Source organism: Pseudomonas sp. 3296 (genome assembly GCF_031456615.1).
Lineage (GTDB): Bacteria > Pseudomonadota > Gammaproteobacteria > Pseudomonadales > Pseudomonadaceae > Aquipseudomonas > Aquipseudomonas mucoides.
On record NZ_JAVDUY010000008.1, the window covers coordinates 203,201 to 223,836 of the forward strand.

Genomic DNA, 20,636 nt, shown 5'->3' on the forward strand with positions numbered 1-20,636 from the left:
TTTCACTGACCCCGGATCAAACGCCGCAAGGCAAAGCGGTTTGGATGACAGGCTTCAGCCACGGCTCTGGGTAATGGCAGCGGCTCGTCATCCAGCCACGCTGCCAGCAACTCGCCCGACAACGGCGCAGTAATCAGCCCCCGTGAACCGTGACCGCTGTTGACGTACAAACCGTCCAGCCATGGGCAAGGGGTGTCCGGAGTTTGCCGGGCATCCTTGCTCAGGGCGATGTAGGCGTCGGCAAATGCCTGGCTGTCGGCCAAGGGGCCGACAATCGGCAAGTAATCCGGGCTGGTGCAGCGAAACGCTGCGCGCCCTTCAAGTGCTTCTGGTTGCAAGGTGTCTGCACCGAGTCGCGCGACCAGGTCCCTCGAGATTTCTTCGAGCATGTGCAGATTGCCGGCATGCTCGGCAGCCGTGGGGGTCAGGTCATCGTTATTGAAATCGAAACTCGCGCCGAGGGTGTGTTCACCCAAACGTGCCGGAGCGACATACCCTTCGGCGCACACTACGGTGCTCAGGCTTTGGCTTTCAGGTGTCTGGTGCAGGCGGGTGATCTGCCCGCGAATTCGTTTGAGCGGCAGCTCGCTGCTGTAGGGAAAACGCTTGATCTCAGCCGCGCCGGCAAGCACCACCACGGGAGCATCGTCCAGCAGTGATGTGCCGTCCCACGCTTGCCATTGCCCGTCGACACGGCGTAGCTCCAGCACATCACGATGGGTCAGAATCCGGATGTTCGGATGCTTGGCTTGCCAGTGGCACAGGGCGGGTGGATGCACCCAGCCGCCTTCGGGGTAAAACAGGCCACCCGATTGCAGCGCGACACCGGCGCGACGCTCGGCTGTTTCGCGATCAAGCAGGTGCAGCAGGTCTTCGGGAAACGCTGCCGCCAACTGCGCCTGACGTTCCGCTTCCTTGGTACTGAAGGCCAATTGCAGTACACCGCAATCGCCCCAGTCGACACCGCGCTGCAAATGCTCCAGCAACCGACGGGTGTGGCCAAAACCACTGACAATCAACTGTGACAAAGCCGTGCCATGGGCCGACAGCTTAAGGTACAAAACGCCTTGTGGATTGCCTGAGGCTTCTTGCGCTAGCGCGTCGTGACGCTCCAGCACGCTGACCTGCCAACCCCGTGCAGCGAGACTCGCGGCCGTGGCGCAGCCGGCCAGTCCGGCACCGATCACCAGCGCATGACGTTCGCCGTCCAGCGGCGTCGGGCGAGCAAACCAGGGTTTTGCCGTAGCGGGTACGGCGCTGTCTTCAGGCCAGCCGAGAAACACGCCCCGCAGGATTTCCCATTTGTGGCCGATGCCAGGCGTGCGCTTCATCTTGAAGCCCGCCGCATTCAGCAGGCGACGCACCCAACCCGTGCTGGTGAACGTGCTGATGGTCGAGCCCGGCGCTGCCAGCCGTGCCAGTTCGGAAAACAGTTCGGCGGTCCACATGTCGGGGTTTTTCGCCGGGGCGAAACCGTCGAGAAACCAGGCGTCAATCTGCGCATCCAGTTGCGGTAACTGCTCCAGTGCATCGCCAATCAGCAGCGTCAGGGTGACGCGGCCGTTGTCCAGGACCAGCCGCTGGAAGCCTTGATGGATGGCCACGTATTGCGCGAGCAATTGATCGGCGAAAGGTTTGAGTTCTGGCCATAACGCCAGTGCCCGTTGCAGATCGGGTGCGTTCAACGGGTACTTTTCGACACTGACAAAGTGCAGTCGTGCACCCGCCACAGCGTGTTGCTCAAACAATTGCCAGGCACATAAAAAATTCAACCCGGTGCCGAAACCGGTCTCGCCTATGACCAAGCGGCTTGCGTCCGCTAACGCCGCAAAACGCTCTCGCAAATTGTTTTGTTCAAGGAACACGTAACGGGTTTCTTCAAGACCGGACTTGTCCGAAAAATACACGTCGTCGAACACTCGCGAATACGGGCGACCCTGGTCGTCCCAGTCGAGTTGGGCGTGAGGCAATACAGGTTTCATGGCAGGCTCGGCAACGGCAAGGCTGCCATTCTAGCCGATCGCCGTGGTGATGCTTGATCTATGGCAGCGGAAGACTTGTAGCAGCCTTCGGCAGCTGCTACACGAAACTATTGCGGCAGTGAAGTGAGGGATTTCTCCCACGCAAGGGAGGTCAATCCGCTAGTCTTGCTCAATCTGGAAAGGGAGTCGTCCATGTTTGAATCCGCCGAAATCGGTCACGCCATCGACAAAGAAACCTATGACGCCGAGGTGCCGGCGCTGCGCGAAGCCTTGCTGGAAGCGCAATTCGATCTCCAGCAGCAAAAACGTTTCCCGGTGATCATCCTGATCAACGGCATCGAAGGCGCCGGCAAGGGCGAGACCGTCAAGCTGCTCAACGAATGGATGGACCCGCGACTGATCGAAGTCCGCACCTTCGACCAGCAGACCGACGAAGAGCTGGCGCGGCCACCGGCCTGGCGTTACTGGCGGATGTTGCCGGCCAAGGGCCGCATGGGGGTTTTCTTTGGCAACTGGTACAGCCAGATGCTGCAAGGCCGGGTCCATGGCCTGTTCAAGGATGCCGTGCTCGATCAGTCGATCAACCAGTCCGAGCGCTTTGAAAAAATGCTCTGCGACGAAGGTGCGCTGATCGTCAAGTTCTGGTTCCACCTCTCCAAAAAGCAAATGAAGGCACGCCTCAAGGCTCTGGCCGACGATCCGCTGCACAGTTGGCGCATCAGTCCGCTGGACTGGCAGCAATCCCGGACCTACGACAAATTCGTGAAGTACGGCGAGCGTGTATTGCGTCGCACCAGTCGCGACTACGCGCCGTGGCATGTGATTGAAGGGGCGGACCCCCACTATCGCAGCCTGGCGGTGGGCAAGATCCTGCTCGAAGGCCTGCAAAATGCGCTCAAACGACCCAAGGTTCATCCCGACAAGGTCAACGCCGCGCCGCTGCCGATCCATATCGATCAGATCAACCTGCTCGACAGCCTCGACTTGACCCAGCAGCTGGACAAGGAAGATTACGAAGAACAGCTGATTACCGAGCAGGCGCGGTTCTCCGGTCTGATGCGCGATAAACGCATGCGCCAGCACGCGTTGGTGGCGGTGTTCGAAGGCAATGATGCGGCGGGCAAGGGCGGGGCGATCCGGCGAGTCGCGGCGGCGCTCGATCCGCGTCAGTACAGCATCGTGCCAATTGCCGCACCCACTGAAGAGGAACGGGCACAGCCCTATCTGTGGCGGTTCTGGCGCCACTTGCCGGCCAAGGGCAAGTTCACGGTATTTGATCGGTCCTGGTATGGGCGGGTGCTGGTGGAGCGCATCGAAGAGTTCTGTCCGCCCGCAGACTGGCTGCGGGCCTACAGTGAGATCAACGACTTCGAAGAGCAGATTTCCGATTCCGGCATCATCGTCGTCAAGTTCTGGTTGGCCATCGACAAGCAGACCCAGCTGGAGCGTTTTCAGGCCCGGGAAGAAATTCCCTTCAAGCGTTTCAAGATCACCGAAGACGATTGGCGCAATCGCGATAAATGGGACGCTTACCGCGCCGCCGTTGGCGACATGGTCGATCGCACCAGCACCGAAATCTCGCCCTGGACCCTGGTAGAAGCCAATGACAAGCGCTGGGCGCGGGTCAAAGTCCTGCGCACGATCAATCGGGCATTGGAGGACGCGTTCGAAAAGTCCGATAAGAGGGCCAAGAAGCGCAAGAACTGAAGCGATGGTTACGCATACGCGGGGTGAATGATTGTCGCGGTCGGTTATGAGGTGGACTTATGCTCGGTCCACTCTCAACCGACAACAACAATGAGGTATGCCATGCGTGAAGTGGTGATCGTCGACAGCGTGCGGACCGGCCTGGCCAAATCCTTTCGCGGCAAGTTCAACCAGACCCGTCCGGACGACATGGCGGCGCATTGTGTCGATGCCTTGTTGGCGCGTACCGGCATCGATCCGGCCAGCGTCGAGGATTGCATTGTCGGTGCCGGCTCCAACGAGGGCGCGCAGGGCTACAACATCGGGCGCAACGTGGCCGTGTTGTCGCGTCTGGGCATCGGCACCGCCGGCATGACCCTCAACCGCTTTTGCTCCTCGGGCTTGCAGGCGATTGCCATCGCCGCCAACCAGATTGCGTCGGGTTGCAGCGACATCATCGTTGCCGGTGGCGTCGAGTCCATCAGCCTGACCATGAAAAGCGTCAACACCGACAACCTGATCAACCCACTGCTGAAAGAGCAGGTGCCGGGCATTTATTTCCCGATGGGCCAGACCGCCGAAATCGTCGCGCGTCGCTACAACGTCAGCCGAGAAGCGCAGGATCTGTATGCGTTGCAAAGTCAGCAGCGCACGGCAAAGGCTCAGGCCGCCGGTCTGTTCGATGACGAAATCGTGCCGATGGCGGTGAAGTATCGGGTTGAAGACAAGGCCACCGGGCAGATTCAAATCCTCGATGGCATCGTCGATCGCGACGACTGCAACCGCCCGGACACCACGCTGGAAAGCCTGAGCGGCTTGAAACCGGTGTTTGCCGAAGACGGCTCCGTCACGGCGGGCAACTCCTCGCAACTGTCCGATGGGGCGTCGATGACGCTGGTGATGAGCCTGGAAAAAGCCCTGGAGCTGGGGTTGAAGCCCAAGGCGTTCTTCCGTGGTTTTACGGTCGCCGGGTGTGAACCGGATGAAATGGGCATTGGCCCGGTGTTCTCGGTGCCGAAGTTGCTCAAGGCCAAGGGCTTGCAGGTTGCCGACATTGATCTGTGGGAACTCAACGAAGCGTTTGCCTCGCAGTGCCTGTACAGCCGTAACCGGCTGGAGATCGATCACGAGAAGTACAACGTCAATGGCGGCTCGATTTCCATCGGGCATCCGTTTGGCATGACGGGTTCGCGTCAGGTCGGACATCTTGTGCGGGAATTGCAGCGGCGCAATTTGCGTTATGGCGTCGTTACCATGTGCGTGGGTGGCGGGATGGGAGCGACGGGGTTGTTTGAAGCGGTGCGTTAAAGTCGCAAAACGGTGTCGCCTGATCAATCGCTATCGCGAGCAGGCTCACTCTTACAGTTGATCGCATTTCAATTGTAGGAGTGAGCCTGCTCGCGAAGGCAGCGCCTCGGTCTAACGGCGGGCACTTAAAATCTGCATCCGCTCGATATACGCCTGAATCTCCCGTGCCGCCGCCTCGGCATTATCAAACGGCCCTTCGAGCGTATTTTCCCGAGTGCTGAAATACAGTTCCCCATTCACACGACACAACCGGTCGCAGCGAAAGTGGGTCGCGGGGGCGTTGTCCTGGGCGCGCATGCCGTACATGGCGATCTCCTTGGGGGAATCCCCTGAGCTTATGCACGAACCTGCGACTGTGCCCGGCCAACTGATCGACGGCCGCTGCGACCTGCACAGTTTCATTCGCGTCCACTCGCCAACTGTCCCTGTGTGCCAGACGCCGCTGCGCCTAGAATGGTGTTTCTCGCCATCAGGCTGTTGGGGTTCGCATGCACATTTCATCCGGTCGCTGGGTTTACGGTTTGTTTCTGGCCCTGTTGACTGCGCTGTTGTGGGGAATCCTGCCGATCAAGCTCAAGCAAGTGCTGCTGGTGATGGACCCGGTGACCGTCACCTGGTTTCGCCTGATCGTGTCCGGTGGTTGCCTGTTTGTGTATCTGGCCGCGACCAAACGTTTGCCAACGCGCAAAGTCCTCGGCCCGCGAGGTGGCTGGCTGGTGTTGATGGCGGTGCTCGGTCTGGTCGGCAACTACTTGCTGTACCTGATGGGCCTGAACCTGCTCAGCCCCGGCACCGCGCAACTGGTGGTGCAGATGGGCCCGATCATGTTGCTGATCGCCAGTCTGTTTGTGTTCAAGGAACGTTTCAGCGTGGGGCAGGGGATTGGCCTGTTGGTGCTGCTGATCGGTTTCGCCCTGTTCTTCAATCAGCGCCTGGGCGAGTTGCTCACTTCGTTGACCGAATACACCACGGGCGTGCTGCTGGTGTTGTTGGCGTCCACGGTCTGGACTTTCTATGCCTTGGGGCAGAAGCAATTACTGACGGTGTGGAATTCGTTGCAGGTGATGATGGTGATTTACCTGTTCTGCGCGTTGTTGCTGACACCGTGGGTGCATCCGCTTGAAGCGCTGCAATTGAGCCCGCTGCAAGGCTGGCTGTTGCTGGCGTGCTGCATGAATACCCTGATTGCCTATGGCGCGTTTGCCGAAGCGCTGGCCCATTGGGAAGCTTCACGAGTGAGTGCGACGCTGGCAATCACGCCGTTGGTGACGTTTGTCGCGGTGGCCGTGGCCGCGTGGTTGTGGCCCGATTATGTGCATGCCGAGACGATCAACGGTCTAGGGTATGGCGGGGCGGTGCTGGTGGTGTTGGGGTCGGCGTTGGTGGCGTTAGGGCCTTCGTTGATGGCGGGGCTCAAGGCTCGTAAGGTCCGGATGGCAGCAGGTTAACCGCGTCATCGTTCATCGCGGGTAAGCCACGCTCCCACAGGGATCATATTCTCCTGTGAGAGCGTGGCTTGCCCGCGATGGCGGACTAAAATCTCAGCCCTTGGCCCCAGCCTCCAGCATATTCTCCGGCCTTACCCAGGCCTCAAACTGCTCATCCGTCAGATACCCCAGTTGCAACGCCGCTTCCCGCAAGGTCAGCCCTTCGCCATACGCCTTCTTGGCAATCTCCGCCGACTTGTCATAACCGATATGCGGATTCAGTGCCGTCACCAGCATTAACCCCCGCTCCAGGTGTTCTGCCATTTTCTCTGCGTCCGGCTCAAGCCCGGCGATGCAGTGCTGCTGGAAGTTGCTGCAGCCATCCCCCAGCAGTCGGATCGATTGCAGCAGGTTGTGGATGATCACCGGTTTGAACACGTTCAATTGCAAATGGCCCTGACTCGCCGCGAAGCCGATGGCGACGTCATTGCCCAACACCTGACAGGCCAGCATCGACAGCGCCTCGCACTGCGTCGGATTGACCTTGCCCGGCATGATCGAGCTGCCCGGTTCATTGGCCGGCAATTTAACCTCGGCCAGACCGGCGCGGGGGCCGGATCCTAGCAGGCGCAAGTCGTTGGCGATTTTCATCAGGGTCACCGCCAGGGTCTTCAACGCCCCCGAAAGTGTCGTGAGCGGCTCGTGACCGGCCAGCGCCGCAAATTTGTTCGGTGCGGTGATGAAGGGCAGGCCGGAAAGGGCCGCCAGCTCGGACGCAATCGCTTCGCCAAAACCGTGGGGCGAATTCAGCCCGGTGCCAACGGCGGTGCCGCCCTGGGCCAGCTCACACACGGCGGGTAGCGCGCTGCGGATAGCCCGTTCGGCGTAATCCAGTTGCGCGATGAACGCCGAGATTTCCTGGCCGAAAGTGATCGGCGTGGCGTCCATCATGTGCGTTCGGCCGGTCTTGACCAGTTTCATGTGGCGCGCCGCCAACTCCGCCAACCCGCCCGACAGTTCACTGATGGCCGGAAGCAAATGCTGTTGCACGGCTTGAGCCGCCGCGATGTGCATGGCGGTGGGGAAGCAGTCGTTGGAGCTTTGCGAGCGGTTGACGTGATCGTTGGGGTGCACCGGCGACTTGCCGCCGCGCGGGTTGCCGGCCAGTTCGTTGGCGCGGCCGGCGATCACTTCGTTGACGTTCATGTTGCTTTGGGTGCCGCTGCCGGTCTGCCAGACCACCAGCGGGAACTGGTCATCGTGGCTGCCATCGAGCACTTCGTCGGCGGCCTGTTCGATCAGCCGGGCGATGTCGGCGGGCACATCACCGTTACGGTCGTTGACCCGCGCCGCCGCTTTCTTGATCAGTGCCAGGGCGTGCAGCACCGCCAGCGGCATCTTTTCGTTGCCGATGGCGAAGTTAATCAGCGAGCGTTGCGTCTGAGCGCCCCAGTAAGCTTCATCCGGGACTTCCACCTGGCCAAGGCTGTCGGTTTCGATACGGCTCATCATGCACACTCCTGTAGGTCTGATAGCGCAGTTTAGGCCGTGATCGTCGGCCGTGGTTCCATCTGAAGGTTTTTTGCCTCTTCAACCCCTCTAATTCAGGCCTGACAAGGCTTGGGGTTGAGCGACACACTTTTTTAGGCGCAGAATGGACGCCCTTGGGGTTTTACCTCGCCTGCTAGAAAAGGAAACTCGATGACTCGTCTTCGTGCCATCTGTACCGCGGTTGCACTGGTTTGCGCCAGCGGCCCAGTTTTTGCCGATACCGCCAGCCACAACGCCAGTGCCGAAGCTTTCCTGACCCTGGCGCACGCTGACAAATTGGGCACTCCGGTGTACATGCAAGTACAGCAAATGTTCGCTCAGCGCTTTGAACAGACCAAAGCCCCTGAATCGAAAAAAGCCTTGCTGGAAACGTATCAAGCCAAAGCCAACGCCGCGCTGGACCAAGCCATTGGCTGGAACAAGCTGAAGCCGGACATGGTCAAGCTCTACACCACCAACTTCACCGAGTCCGAGCTCAAAGACCTGGTCGCGTTCTACCAGTCGCCGCTGGGCAAGAAAGTCCTGGAAAAAATGCCGCAGCTGACTCAGCAATCGGCCCAGATGACTCAAGCCAAGCTGGAAAGCGCAGTGCCTGTGGTCAACAAACTGTTGGCTGACATGACTGCCGAGCTGGACCCGAAAGGCGCCGCCGCTCCAGCAGCCAAGAAAAAGCCTTAAGCGGAGTTCGGTATGACCATGCAACAACGCATCGAATCAACGCTGGGCCTGTTACAGCCGCAGCATTTGCAAGTGCTGGATGAAAGCCACATGCACAGCCGTGGGTTGCAGACCCACTTCAAAGCTGTGGTGGTCAGCCAGCAATTCGAAGGGCTGAACCGGGTCAAGCGTCATCAAAAAGTCTACGGCACGCTCGGCGAGCTGATGGGCGAGTTTCATGCGTTGGCGCTGCATACCTACACGCCTGAGGAATGGGCACAGATCGACGCGGCTCCGGCCTCGCCGACCTGTGCTGGCGGCAGCAAGCATTAAACCCGCGTTTTTTGCTAGAATCTGCAACGCGCCGCTCACCCGGCGCGTTTTTTTTTGAATCCGGTTCACCCTTTGCGAGGGTAGCCACCTGGAGAAATACCCATGACACAACAGATTGTCGTGGCGGCACTGTATAAGTTCGTCACCCTGGAAGATTACGTCGCCCTGCGCGAGCCACTGCTGCAAGCGATGGTCGACAACGGCATCAAAGGCACGCTGCTGATTGCCGAGGAAGGCATCAACGGCACCGTCTCCGGCAGCCGCGAAGGCATTGACGGGCTGATGGCCTGGCTCAAGAACGACCCACGCATGGACGATATCGATCACAAAGAATCGTACTGCGACGACCAGCCGTTCTACCGCACCAAGGTCAAACTCAAGAAAGAAATCGTCACCCTCGGCGTTGAAGGCGTGGACCCGAACAAAAAGGTCGGCACCTACGTGGATCCACAGGACTGGAATGCGCTGATCAGCGATCCGGAAGTGTTGTTGATCGACACCCGTAACGATTACGAAGTCTCGATCGGCACCTTTGAAGGCGCCATTGACCCGAAAACCACCAGTTTTCGCGAATTTCCTGACTATATCAAAGCCAACTTCGACCCGGCCGTGCACAAGAAGGTGGCGATGTTCTGCACCGGTGGCATTCGCTGCGAGAAGGCGTCGAGCTACATGCTCAGCGAAGGCTTCGATGAGGTCTATCACCTCAAGGGCGGCATCCTGAAGTACCTCGAAGAGGTGCCGCAGGAAGAAACCAAATGGCAGGGCGACTGCTTCGTGTTCGACAACCGCGTGACCGTGCGGCATGACCTCAGCGAAGGCGACTACGATCAATGTCATGCCTGCCGTACGCCGATCAGCGTTGAAGACCGCGCCTCCGAGCATTACATCGCCGGCATCAGCTGCCCGCATTGCTGGGATACGCTGAGCGAGAAGACCCGGCGCAGTGCCATTGATCGGCAGAAGCAGATCGAACTGGCCAAGGCGCGCAACTTGCCTCACCCGATCGGCTACAACTACAAGCAAACCCCTTCCGAGGCTTGAACCATGTCTGCGCGCCGCCGTCTGCTCTATGTGATGGATCCGATGTGTTCCTGGTGCTGGGGTTTTGCGCCTGTGGCCAATGCCTTGGTCGACCAGGCGCGTGCGGCGGGCGTAGAGGTGCATCTGATCGTCGGTGGTTTGCGCACCGGCAGTGGTGCGGCGCTGGAGCCGACCACTCGGCGCTACATTCTTGAGCATTGGCAGGCGGTCACCGAAGCCACCGGCCAACCGTTCAAGACAGAAGGCGCATTGCCGGACGGCTTTGTGTATGACACCGAGCCTGCCTGCCGGGCGTTGGTGACCGCGCGTGCCCTGGCGCCGGATTGTGCATGGAAACTGCTGGGCCTGATCCAGCACGCGTTCTACGCTGAAGGTCGCGACGTCACTCACGCCAGCGTGCTGGTGGAATTGGCCGAGAAGGCCGGTCTGCCGCGCATCGAATTCGCTGCCTTGTTTGACTGTTCCGATATGCACGTTGCCACGGCGGCCGATTTTACCTGGGTCCAGGACCTGGGCATCGCCGGTTTCCCTACCTTGCTGGCAGAACGCAATGGTCAATTGGCGCTGCTGACCAATGGCTATCAGCCGCTGAGTGAATTGTCCCCGTTGCTCGGCCGCTGGCTGGAGCGCGCTGCCTGTGCATGATGGTTCTGATGACGTCCCGGCTCCCGCGCGTGTCGATCGGCTGAGCTGGGCCGAAATCCGCCGACTGGCCCTGCACCATAAAAAATCCCTGTGGATCGCCAATGGCGTCGCCGTGCTGGCGACCTTGTGCAGCGTGCCGATTCCATTACTGCTGCCGTTGCTGGTGGACGAAGTGTTGTTGGGCCACGGTGACGCCGCGCTGAAGGTGATGAACCACGCCCTGCCCGAAGGCTGGCAGAAAGCTGCCGGCTACATCGGCCTGATGTTGTTCGTGACCTTGTTGCTGCGCTGCGGTGCCTTGTTGTTCAACGTGATACAGGCGAAATTGTTTGCGGCGCTGGCCAAGGACATCGTCTATCGCATTCGCACCCGGCTGATCGAGCGGCTCAAGCGCATTTCACTGGGTGAATACGAAAGCCTGGGCAGCGGCACGGTGACCACGCACCTGGTCACCGACCTGGACACGCTGGACAAATTCGTCGGCGAAACCCTCAGCCGTTTCCTCGTGGCGATGCTGACGCTGGTCGGCACCGCGAGCATTCTGATCTGGATGCACTGGAAACTGGCGCTGCTGATCATGCTGTTCAATCCGTTGGTGATTTACGCCACGGTGCAGCTGGGCAAGCGGGTCAAACACCTGAAGAAACTCGAAAACGACAGCACCTCGCGCTTCACCCAGGCACTGAACGAAACCCTCGACTCGATTCAGGAAGTGCGTGCTGGCAACCGCCAGGGTTTTTTCCTCGGTCGTCTTGGCCTGCGGGCCCGGGAAGTGCGCGATTACGCGATCAGCTCGCAATGGAAAACCGATGCCTCGAACCGTGCGAGCGGCCTGCTTTTCCAGTTCGGTATCGATATTTTTCGCGCGGCGGCGATGCTCACCGTGTTGTTCTCCGACCTGTCCATCGGCCAGATGTTGGCGGTATTCAGCTACCTGTGGTTCATGATCGGCCCGGTGGAGCAATTACTGAATTTGCAGTACGCCTATTACGCCGCCGGCGGTGCGTTGTCGCGGATCAACGAGCTGTTGGCCAGGGCAGATGAGCCGCATTATCCCGGTGGTGTCGACCCGTTCCAGGGCCGCGATACAGTGGGTATTGAAGTGCAGGGCCTGAGCTTCGGTTATGGTGATGAGTGGGTATTGAACAAGATGGATCTGTCCATCGCCCCCGGTGAAAAAGTCGCGATTGTCGGCGCCAGTGGCGGTGGCAAAAGTACGCTGGTGCAACTGTTGCTGGGGTTGTACACGCCGTTGGCCGGGACCATCCGCTTCGGTGGTTCGACCCAGCAGGAGATCGGCCTGGAAACCGTGCGCGAAAACGTCGCCGTGGTCCTGCAACATCCAGCGCTGTTCAACGACACCATTCGCGCCAACCTGACGATGGGCCGTGTACGCAGTGATGAAGCCTGCTGGCAGGCACTGGAAATTGCGCAACTGCAACACACGGTTCGAGAGTTGCCCAATGGCCTGGACAGCATTGTCGGGCGCTCCGGCGTGCGTTTGTCCGGCGGCCAGCGCCAACGCCTGGCGATTGCGCGGATGATACTGGCCGAACCCAAAGTGGTGATTCTCGACGAGGCGACTTCGGCGCTGGATGCTGCCACCGAATACAACCTGCATCAGGCACTGGCGCGGTTCCTCAGCCACCGCACCACGCTGATCATTGCGCACCGGTTGTCGGCGGTGAAACAGGCTGATCGGGTGCTGGTGTTTGATGGCGGACAGATTGCAGAGGATGGTGACCATCAGCAGTTGATTGCCGATGGTGGGTTGTACGCCAAGCTTTATGGGCATTTGCAGCAGCACTAAGCCGTGCGCAGTTCAGTCCCAGATAACTTTCAGCGCGTCTTTGCCACCGGTGTGTGCAAACTGCTGCATCACCACTGAGCAGGAGTCGCACGGTGCCATGGTGGTCGCGACGGTCACCGGGCTACGAGTGGCGTCGTTCGGGTATTTTTCTCGTATGACTCTGATCAGCTTGCTTTCGCTATCCAGCGAGGTCGGTCGCAGGGTGAGTTCAGGTGTATAGGTCGCCATGTTGTCGATGGTGCGAGGGACGGCTTGAAACTGCCCCTCAGCTGTCGTATGGAGTGATGTTCTCGGGAACTGTGTCTTGTGATCCACGTTGATGTAGGTGGTGTTGCCGATCTTCACTTCTTTTGCATGGGGCTGCTTTGCAAAAAGGGGTAGAAAACCGGTGTCACCCCCGCTACCGGAAACGCTGACATACACTTCGGTGTTTCCGTCAGCATGGGAAACTTCGGCATAGGCTATGTTTCGTGGTCTGTCCATGCTCTTCTTTTTCTTAATAATGGTCTGAAGCTCTTTCATTGCGTTGGAAATCTGCAGGGTGTTCCGCTCATTGGGTTTGTAGAGCGGTTTATCAAACAACGTGTTGAAGATCCGTGCAGTTCTTTCGCGCAATAACTCGGGCGCTTCTTTGCTCCGCGTCCAGGCTTTGGTTGTTACGGGGAATTTGCAAACGATCATGCGGGTTTGATGGTCAAACATGACAGCTTGACCCGGTGTGGTGCTGACTTTTACTCGAGTCATTGTTGCCGGTGGATTGGCCAAGCCACCCAGTGGTATTGCAATTTCATCCATTGTACGCAATGCCTCTTTCACTTTTTCCACTCCGTAGATGGCGACCGTATTGTTTGCTTGCATCGACCCGGTAAACACTTTGAAGAGTTCCTTGTACACGGGATCGCTTTGCAACGCAGAGTCGGGGATGCGTTGCAATCTATGTGATCCCGTGAGGCTTTGCCCTTTGGCAATTTCAGCGAAGTAGTAGTCGGTCGCGTTAAGCTGAGTGAAGAGATACTCTTTTTTCGCATCGAGTTTTGACTCAATGATCAGCGTACTGACTTGCCGCATATCATCATCCAGTCCTTCTTGAACGCCTTTGACCCGGATCCGTCCATATATTCCTTTTTGAAACTCGATGGTTCCCTCGAGACGTGCCTTGGGGAGCATGCGTTTGGGAAGTCCCAAATCGGATTTTTTGCCGGTGAACAACTTTAAGGTTTCACCCGACCCTGTATAGAGTTGGCCGTCGAGCGCCAGAACGGGTACAAGACGACCCGGTTTCACCGGAGCGGGGGTGTAAATTCGATCGCCGAACCACGGGCAGAAATCTTCCACCGGATCAAAGCTTCCAGGCTCGGGAGTCGGTGATGCCTTGCGATAAACGAAGCTGTTAAGGCAAACCTCATTTACACCTCGACGTACTCGACAGGGTTTGGTAAGCAGGGTTTTGCTGGCATCGATAGTGTCTACGCGCCGTAATGCCCCTTGATCCAGTCTGTAGGGGATTTCATCGATCAGCAGCGTCGTTCGACCGTCTACTTCCGGAATCTGATGTACTCGAGCATTTTCAGGAATATCGAAAATGACCTTATTTTCAACTTCACTTATACGGGAGTATCCGGATCTGCCGATCGACAGCTCTCCGATATCTGCGGTCAATCGTGGACCGTAGGGCTTGCCCGATAGGGGGGCGATCAAATGATAGGATGACGTACCACCGGAGTTGGTACGACGAATCGCTATGTCTTCGATACCGTAGACCGAGCCCAACTGGTCACCCTGTGCAAGGGGCTTCCAGTGCCCCGGATCCGTTGCTTGAGGCAAACCCTCGATGAAACTGTACTTGCCGGCTCTGCCGAGTCCGGGTTTCAAACTGTTGTACGATTTTTTGACCGCGAATTTAACGCCTGCATACAAACTTCGCAGCACTCCACCCGAGAGCCGTAGCGCTAACGTCGGGAGACCATAGAAAGGAATGACGTTTTGTACGGACGAAACAAGCAGTTTTTCAGTCAGCACGCCAAATCGCGGAAGGGTGGCGCGTACACCCGATCGGACAGTGATGGAGACCAGTTTCACTGAGCCCGATACAAACTTCCCCAAGGGAAATGCAAACGAAACCACATCCACAATCAGGCCAAAAATGGCCCATCCCTTTTTATTTGGATCGCCTGAAAGCAGGTCGGTGATGCTGCCCCAGAACGGTATAAACCCTTTTACTGAGTCCAGCCAGTGAGGGCGCGCAACGATACGTTCTATCTCTGTTTCGCCCCAGGCTGCGGCGCGAAGCAGTTTTTCGTCATAGTAGAAAAAGTTTCTGGCAATGAAAGTGGCAAGTTCCATGGCGCGGGAAGTCGTAACGGTGGAACGCGCAAGCTGCTCGCTCTCGATGCGCAGGGTAGACGCAGTAAATGTATTACCCAATTGCTCAATGATTGCATCACACCGTGCGTTTTTTTTCGGGAAACTACCTGTTTCATGAGCGGCCCAGTCAAATGGAACGCTTTTTCCACGTCGCACCTTGATGACATCAGTGTTTCCGAGGATCGATCCTTTGATTTGCTGGGCTTGTTGTTTTCCATTGAGCATGGCCAATGAGAAATCAGTGCGCCTTCGAATAATCCCGGAACGTGGTAAACATTCGTAATGGGAAACCCTGGACTCATAAGAGATCTGCAAAATAAAACCCATTCGAAGTCGCAGAGGTAGCGTGATTTCCGACGTCTCGTCTTCCAGTTTTAAATTGCTGGTGGGTTTCCTCAAGGTATAGATCTTTACTTCCCCCCGCTCAATGGCTCGACGATCAACATAGGGGAGTGAAGCAAACTGACTTTTCAGCAGTGTTTGGTACGCATTTTTACTCAGTTCAAGGTAATTGTTGAACGTCGATTCAAATAATTTATTTATGTCGGGCAGGGGGCGGTTAGTCAGTGATGCAGGAAGCCAGGGCGCATCGGTTTTTAGTGTGCGATCTGCGTTAAGGCTGATTTTGTAACGGCTTTTATGTATTCCGTCTTTCGATGTGATAAACCAGCTTCTATTTTTATTCAGGGCTCCCGAAATATAAACATCTTTAAAAGTGTAGATTTTATTTTTTAGTGGGGGAGGCTGTAAAATTCCACCGCCTTCAGTATTTGCGAAGTCTTCAATCAATTTTCGTCCATCGGAAATGAACGCGAAGAAAGTTCGGTTTTCGCCCCATACTTTTTCCATCTCTCCATCGTGCCCCATGTGCAAGGCGTCCTTGAAATACGTTTTTATTTCCCCATCGGCAATAGCCGATCTTTCTGGATAGTGGACATCCATTTGAATGATGGCTTCTCTCAAGGCGTCGCTGTGATCGTCCAGTGCTTTAACAGCTAATGCCTTTTCCTCCGCTGAGTAATCTGAATCAGTTTTCTGAGCAATAACGCCGGCGGCAATGGCCCACTCGAGAGTTGGAGGCAATCTGCACAATGCGATGAGCTCCAGCTCTTGTTGATTAGCTTGCATAGCCTGCTGAAGAGGAAAGTCCACCAGTTGCTGGAAGCTCATGCGATTGATCGCGTTCGGCTTCATGGCCTCCGCGAGCGTCACACCATGGACAAAGTTCACCCACACGGCTGAACTTCTATAGGGCAGGTCTTGCGGTATGTCACGTACCTGAAATTCAGAGGGTAGCTGGGGTAGAAGCAGGCGTGCGAGCAAGATGGCTTCGTTAGGCGTAGTCACACGGTCCGAATCAATCAGATAGGCTTCAAACTCGCTGCGCAGGGTTTGATAGCTCTTGCCCCAGTTTGAAGGCTGTTCAAGTCGAAAGCGTGCAATCGTGTCATCCGGTTCGTCGCCCGTCAGGCTGTACCAGCGTCGGATGGCCTCGGCGACCAGTCTGGCCTCGATATTGGGGTCGGTGTCTTCCCCGGTTCCGGCGCCGTACCAGTCCAGCGCGCCGAGCAGCTGCGTTGCCAGTCTCCGCGCTTTGCTACCGTTGAGTAGCCTGTCCAGGTAGACCGCAGGGTTAGCGCGCAACTGTTCGCCAGTAATATTGACCAGCGCTTCCTTGCCCAGGCTTTCGAGGACAGACGTCTCATCTTCTTCAAGGATCAGGCTGACTGCGTCAAGTATGGGCCTGTGGTCGGTTTGGCGGATGAGATTGCCGAGATCCAGGCCGTTTTCAAGACCGAGCAGATGATTGGCCCGCCTTTCCTCCAACTCCAGGATCAGTGTGCTCAGCGTGTCGGCATTTTGAGGCTGCTCTGGCTGCAGGCCGTAGTACCACAGGATCTGAGACAGACTGAGCAGTCGGTCGGAGCGTATTTGTCCGCCGATGTTCAGGGCTGTTTTCTCGATCTTTCCCGCGAGGCTGCGCAATGCTATGTGATCGTTTAACGGCAGGGTGATGCTGTTTCCGCCCGCATCGGCCGTTTCATAGACCGCACGGCCGTCCCTGAACACGACCGACAGGAAGTTGAAGCGGGTGCTTGCTCCCTTCGAACGCCGCAGATCGAGGTAGTCCGGCGTCTCGAGCAGTTTTTGCAGGTGTGCCTGGCCACTATCATGCTCTTGGGCAAGGGGAGAATGAGGCTGGAGCGAAAGAAAGATCCCGGGCAGAGCAATGGCGTTGGCCTTGGCATCGCGCAGAGATGTTATCAACGCGTCATATTCAGCCAGTTGCGCTGTATGTTGTTGGTGCGAGGTGGTTGTCAGAGAAAGGGTGGTCGACATAAAAAAGAGTCTGCGCCTGGAAGTGGACGCTCAGTTTCGGAGTTTCAAGGGCAGTCAATGCGGTACATATATATTGGCGGTGGCGACGGTTTGCTTGCCGGGATCGGGAACGCACCCTAGTCTAGCTATAGCGATCACGTTGGGATGATGATCTGGCAGTGCTAAAACAAGGGACCTCATGAATCAAACCCGGACTCTCGGAACGCCACGGTTGTTGGGCATCGTCTGGCCATTTATTGCCGTCGTGCTGTTTCAGGCCCTGTTGGGTGGCGTCAGCCTGTACGTTCTGTCGGCGGTGCGCGGCTACGTTGCCGGTGAAAGCCTATGGTCAAAGGGCCAAAAGGACGCCATCTATTACCTCAACCTCTACGCTGACAATCGCGACGAGGCGATTTTCCGCAAATACCAGAACGCCATCGCCGTCCCTCAGGGTGGCCACGAATTGCGTGTGGCGCTGGATCTCCAGCCACCCGATATCGAAGCCGCGCGAGTGGCGATCCTCAAAGGGGGTAACCACCCCGACGACGTTTCCAGTCTGATCTGGCTCTACCTCAATTTCCGCCATTTCACCTACCTTGAAAAAGCCATTGACCGCTGGACGGTGGGCGACGCGTACCTGCTGCAACTCAATGACGTGGCGCAAGAGATGCACCAGCGCATTACCGAAGGTCAGGCCACCACCGCCGATATCTGGCACTGGAAGGATCGGATATTTGCCATCAACGATGCAGTGACGCCCGCTGCCAAAGCGTTCAGCGATGCGTTGGGTGAAGGCTCGCGCCTGATTCTCCGGTTGCTGCTGGTGACCAACCTCGCCACGGCGCTGGGCCTGATCGCGCTGGCGTTGCTGCGTACCCACAAGTTGCTCAGGCAGCGCCATGAGTTCGCCGAGGCGCTGCAACTGGAGAAAGACCGGGCGCAGATCACTCTGCAATCCATTGGAGACGGGGTGATCACTACGGATGTCGAAGGCGCTATCGCCTACATGAATCCCGCAGCGGAAGCGCTGACCCACTGGAAAGCCGAACAGGCGACAGGCTTGCCGCTGGCGGCGTTATTCAACTTGCTCGACGAAAACGCCCAGGCTGACGGATTCACGTTGATCGAACATATTTTGAGCGGACAACTCAGCGGTGGCAGCGAACATTCAAAGCTTATTCAGCGTCTGGATGGCAGCACGGTGTCGGTGACGCTGGTCGGCTCGCCGATTCGCAATGCGGGCAAGGTCAGCGGCACCGTGCTGGTGTTGCATGACATGACGCAGGAGCGCCAATACATTGCCAATCTGTCCTGGCAGGCGACTCATGACGCCTTGACCGGGCTCGCCAACCGCCGAGAGTTCGAGTTTCGGCTGGAGCAGGCACTGCACAACCTGACGCGGCATTCCGGGCGTCATGCCCTGATGTTTCTCGATCTGGATCAATTCAAACTGGTCAATGACACCTGCGGCCATGCGGCGGGCGACGAGTTGCTGCGGCATATCTGCGCGCTGTTGCAATCGGGCTTGCGCGAAGGTGACACCTTGGCCCGCCTCGGTGGCGACGAATTCGGCATCTTGTTGGAGAATTGCGCGCCGGAAGCGGCCGACAAGATTGCCGAGAACCTGCGCCAGACCGTCCAGAACCTGCACTTTGTCTGGAAAGGCCGGCCCTTCGTGACGACGGTGAGCATCGGGCTGGTTCATCTGGCCCAAACGCCAACTTCCCTTGAAGCCTCGCTGCGTGCTGCAGATATGGCGTGTTACATGGCCAAGGAAAAAGGGCGCAATCGAGTTCAGGTCTATCACGCCGATGACTCGGAGCTGTCGCTGCGCTTTGGCGAGATGGCCTGGGTCCAGCGTCTGCATATGGCGCTGGAAGAGGATCGCTTTTGCCTGTACTCCCAGGAAATCGCACCGCTAGGGCATACCGAGCGCGGGGGCGGGCATATCGAAATTCTGTTGCGCCTGCATGACGAAGCCGGCCGTATGATCCTGCCGGACAGTTTTATTCCGGCGGCGGAGCGTTATGGCTTGATGACTGCACTTGATCGCTGGGTCGTGGAGAACGTCTTCAAGGTCATTGCCCAATGTATATCGGAGGCGCGTAAAGGTCCGTTAGCCATGTGTGCGATTAATCTGTCAGGTACTACTATCGGAGATGAGGCGTTTCTGGACTTCCTGCGTGAACAGTTTGTTAACTATTCCATTCCGCCTGAAATGATTTGTTTTGAAATCACTGAAACCAGTGCTATTTCCAATTTGGGCAGTGCAATCAGATTTATCAATGAGCTCAAGGGTTTAGGTTGTCACTTTTCGCTTGATGACTTTTGCGCCGGAATGTCCTCGTTCGCTTACTTGAAACATTTGCCTGTAGACTTCTTGAAGATCGACGGGAGTTTCGTAAAGGACATGCTGGACGACCCGATTAACCGCGCCATGGTCGAAGTGATCAACCACATCGGCCATGTCATGGGTAAGCGCACGATTGCCGAGTTTGTAGAGTCACCCCAGATCGAGCAGGCATTGCTGGAAATCGGGGTCGATTTCGCTCAAGGGTATGTGATTGAACGCCCGCATCTGTTTACCTGCGATAGTTTGCAAAGTCGTCCTGCCCGGCCTCAGCCTTTGTTGTTCAAGGCCCCGGGCACGTTCCGTTGAAATCTCTTGCTGATCCGAACAATCACAATCAAAAGGAGCCCGACAGTGATCGACACATTCAACCGAACCGGACCACTCATGGAAGCTGCAAGTTATCCTGCCTGGGCGCAACAGCTCATCAAGGATTGCAGCGAGAGTAAGCGCCGGGTTGTCGAACACGAACTGTATCAGCGCATGCGAGATAACAAACTCAGCGCAAAAACCATGCGTCAGTACCTCATCGGTGGCTGGCCGGTCGTTGAACAGTTCGCGTTATACATGGCACAAAACCTGACCAAGACCCGCTTTGCCCGCCATCCTGGCGAAGACATGGCGCGTCGCTGGCTGATGCGCAATATTCGCGTGGAATTGAACCATGCCGATTACTGGGTGCACTGGAGTCGGGCGCACGGCGTCAGCCTTGAAGATTTGCAAGCGCAGCAGGTGCCCCCTGAACTTCATGCCTTGAGCCATTGGTGCTGGCACACCAGTTCGGCGGATTCGCTGATCGTCGCCATCGCCGCGACCAACTACGCCATTGAGGGCGCAACCGGTGAGTGGTCGGCGCTGGTTTGCTCCAGTGGCGTCTATGCGGCGGCGTTTGCGGAAGAGGATCGCAAACGGGCGATGAAGTGGTTGAAGATGCACGCCCAGTACGACGATGCCCATCCGTGGGAGGCGCTGGAAATCATCTGCACCCTGGCGGGCATGAATCCGAGCAAGTCATTGCAAGTGGAACTGCGTCAGGCCATCTGCAAGAGCTACGACTACATGCACCTGTTTCTGGAGCGCTGCATGCAGCTGGAGCATTCGGAAAAAGCACCGGTGGCGCGTGAGCGCATGGCGCTGGCGGAAAGCTAAACGGGTTTAAA

The 20,636-nt window shown here is 57.4% G+C and carries 14 protein-coding genes; 10 read left to right on the top strand and 4 right to left on the bottom strand.

The features are described from left to right. Positions 1-2: 2 nt before the first annotated feature. A complete protein-coding gene (mnmC, locus tag J2X66_RS22850; protein ID WP_310268851.1) occupies positions 3-1,982 on the bottom strand; it encodes a bifunctional tRNA (5-methylaminomethyl-2-thiouridine)(34)-methyltransferase MnmD/FAD-dependent 5-carboxymethylaminomethyl-2-thiouridine(34) oxidoreductase MnmC in 1,980 nt (659 codons plus the stop codon). A 192-nt stretch (positions 1,983-2,174) separates the two neighbouring features. Here mnmC and pap point away from each other — a divergent pair, with 192 nt between their 5' ends. Together pap and J2X66_RS22860 are read left to right on the top strand one after the other, a co-directional pair. After that, on the top strand, positions 2,175-3,689 hold the full coding sequence (pap, locus tag J2X66_RS22855; RefSeq protein ID WP_310268854.1) for a polyphosphate:AMP phosphotransferase: 1,515 nt from the start codon (positions 2,175-2,177) through the stop codon (positions 3,687-3,689). A 102-nt stretch (positions 3,690-3,791) separates the two neighbouring features. After that, positions 3,792-4,976, top strand: a complete 1,185-nt coding sequence (locus J2X66_RS22860; protein ID WP_310268858.1) for a thiolase family protein — start codon at positions 3,792-3,794, stop codon at positions 4,974-4,976. Between the two features lie 111 nt (positions 4,977-5,087). Here J2X66_RS22860 and J2X66_RS22865 read toward each other — a convergent pair whose 3' ends face one another. Beyond that, positions 5,088-5,282 (bottom strand): DUF6316 family protein, encoded by a 195-nt coding sequence (locus tag J2X66_RS22865; RefSeq protein WP_310268860.1) that lies wholly within the window; start codon positions 5,280-5,282, stop codon positions 5,088-5,090. Positions 5,283-5,464: 182 nt separating this feature from the next. Between J2X66_RS22865 and J2X66_RS22870 the strand changes: the two genes are divergently transcribed. Then, positions 5,465-6,424: a DMT family transporter gene (locus J2X66_RS22870; protein WP_310268862.1), complete on the top strand. Its 960-nt coding sequence runs from the start codon at positions 5,465-5,467 to the stop codon at positions 6,422-6,424. A gap of 93 nt (positions 6,425-6,517) precedes the next feature. Here the strand turns inward: J2X66_RS22870 and J2X66_RS22875 are convergent, their stop codons facing one another. Further along, on the bottom strand, positions 6,518-7,912 hold the full coding sequence (locus tag J2X66_RS22875; protein ID WP_310268865.1) for a class II fumarate hydratase: 1,395 nt from the start codon (positions 7,910-7,912) through the stop codon (positions 6,518-6,520). A 192-nt stretch (positions 7,913-8,104) separates the two neighbouring features. On the opposite strand from J2X66_RS22875, the gene J2X66_RS22880 reads away from it, so the two are divergent. From J2X66_RS22880 to J2X66_RS22900, 5 genes are all read left to right on the top strand, one after another. Then, positions 8,105-8,632, top strand: coding sequence for a DUF2059 domain-containing protein (locus tag J2X66_RS22880; protein ID WP_027924097.1), 528 nt, complete (start codon positions 8,105-8,107; stop codon positions 8,630-8,632). Between the two features lie 12 nt (positions 8,633-8,644). Continuing rightward, entirely contained in the window at positions 8,645-8,944 is a 300-nt protein-coding gene (locus tag J2X66_RS22885; RefSeq protein ID WP_008151216.1) for a BolA family transcriptional regulator, read from the top strand. Positions 8,945-9,046: 102 nt separating this feature from the next. After that, entirely contained in the window at positions 9,047-9,988 is a 942-nt protein-coding gene (locus tag J2X66_RS22890; RefSeq protein WP_310268870.1) for a rhodanese-related sulfurtransferase, read from the top strand. Between the two features lie 42 nt (positions 9,989-10,030). Continuing rightward, positions 10,031-10,633, top strand: a complete 603-nt coding sequence (locus J2X66_RS22895) for a DsbA family protein (protein ID WP_310269284.1) — start codon at positions 10,031-10,033, stop codon at positions 10,631-10,633. After that, on the top strand, positions 10,626-12,443 hold the full coding sequence (locus tag J2X66_RS22900; RefSeq protein ID WP_310268872.1) for an ABC transporter ATP-binding protein: 1,818 nt from the start codon (positions 10,626-10,628) through the stop codon (positions 12,441-12,443). The genes J2X66_RS22895 and J2X66_RS22900 overlap by 8 nt, the downstream gene beginning before the upstream one ends. Positions 12,444-12,455: 12 nt before the next feature. Here the strand turns inward: J2X66_RS22900 and J2X66_RS22905 are convergent, their stop codons facing one another. Further along, positions 12,456-17,147, bottom strand: a complete 4,692-nt coding sequence (locus J2X66_RS22905; RefSeq protein WP_310268876.1) for a hypothetical protein — start codon at positions 17,145-17,147, stop codon at positions 12,456-12,458. A gap of 178 nt (positions 17,148-17,325) precedes the next feature. On the opposite strand from J2X66_RS22905, the gene J2X66_RS22910 reads away from it, so the two are divergent. Continuing rightward, positions 17,326-19,785 carry an EAL domain-containing protein gene (locus J2X66_RS22910; RefSeq protein ID WP_310268879.1) on the top strand — a complete coding sequence of 820 codons (2,460 nt, stop codon included), beginning with the start codon at positions 17,326-17,328 and terminating at the stop codon, positions 19,783-19,785. A gap of 78 nt (positions 19,786-19,863) precedes the next feature. Next, complete coding sequence (locus tag J2X66_RS22915) at positions 19,864-20,625, top strand: TenA family transcriptional regulator (protein WP_405046802.1); 762 nt, start codon at positions 19,864-19,866, stop codon at positions 20,623-20,625. The last annotated feature ends 11 nt before the right edge of the window (positions 20,626-20,636 follow it).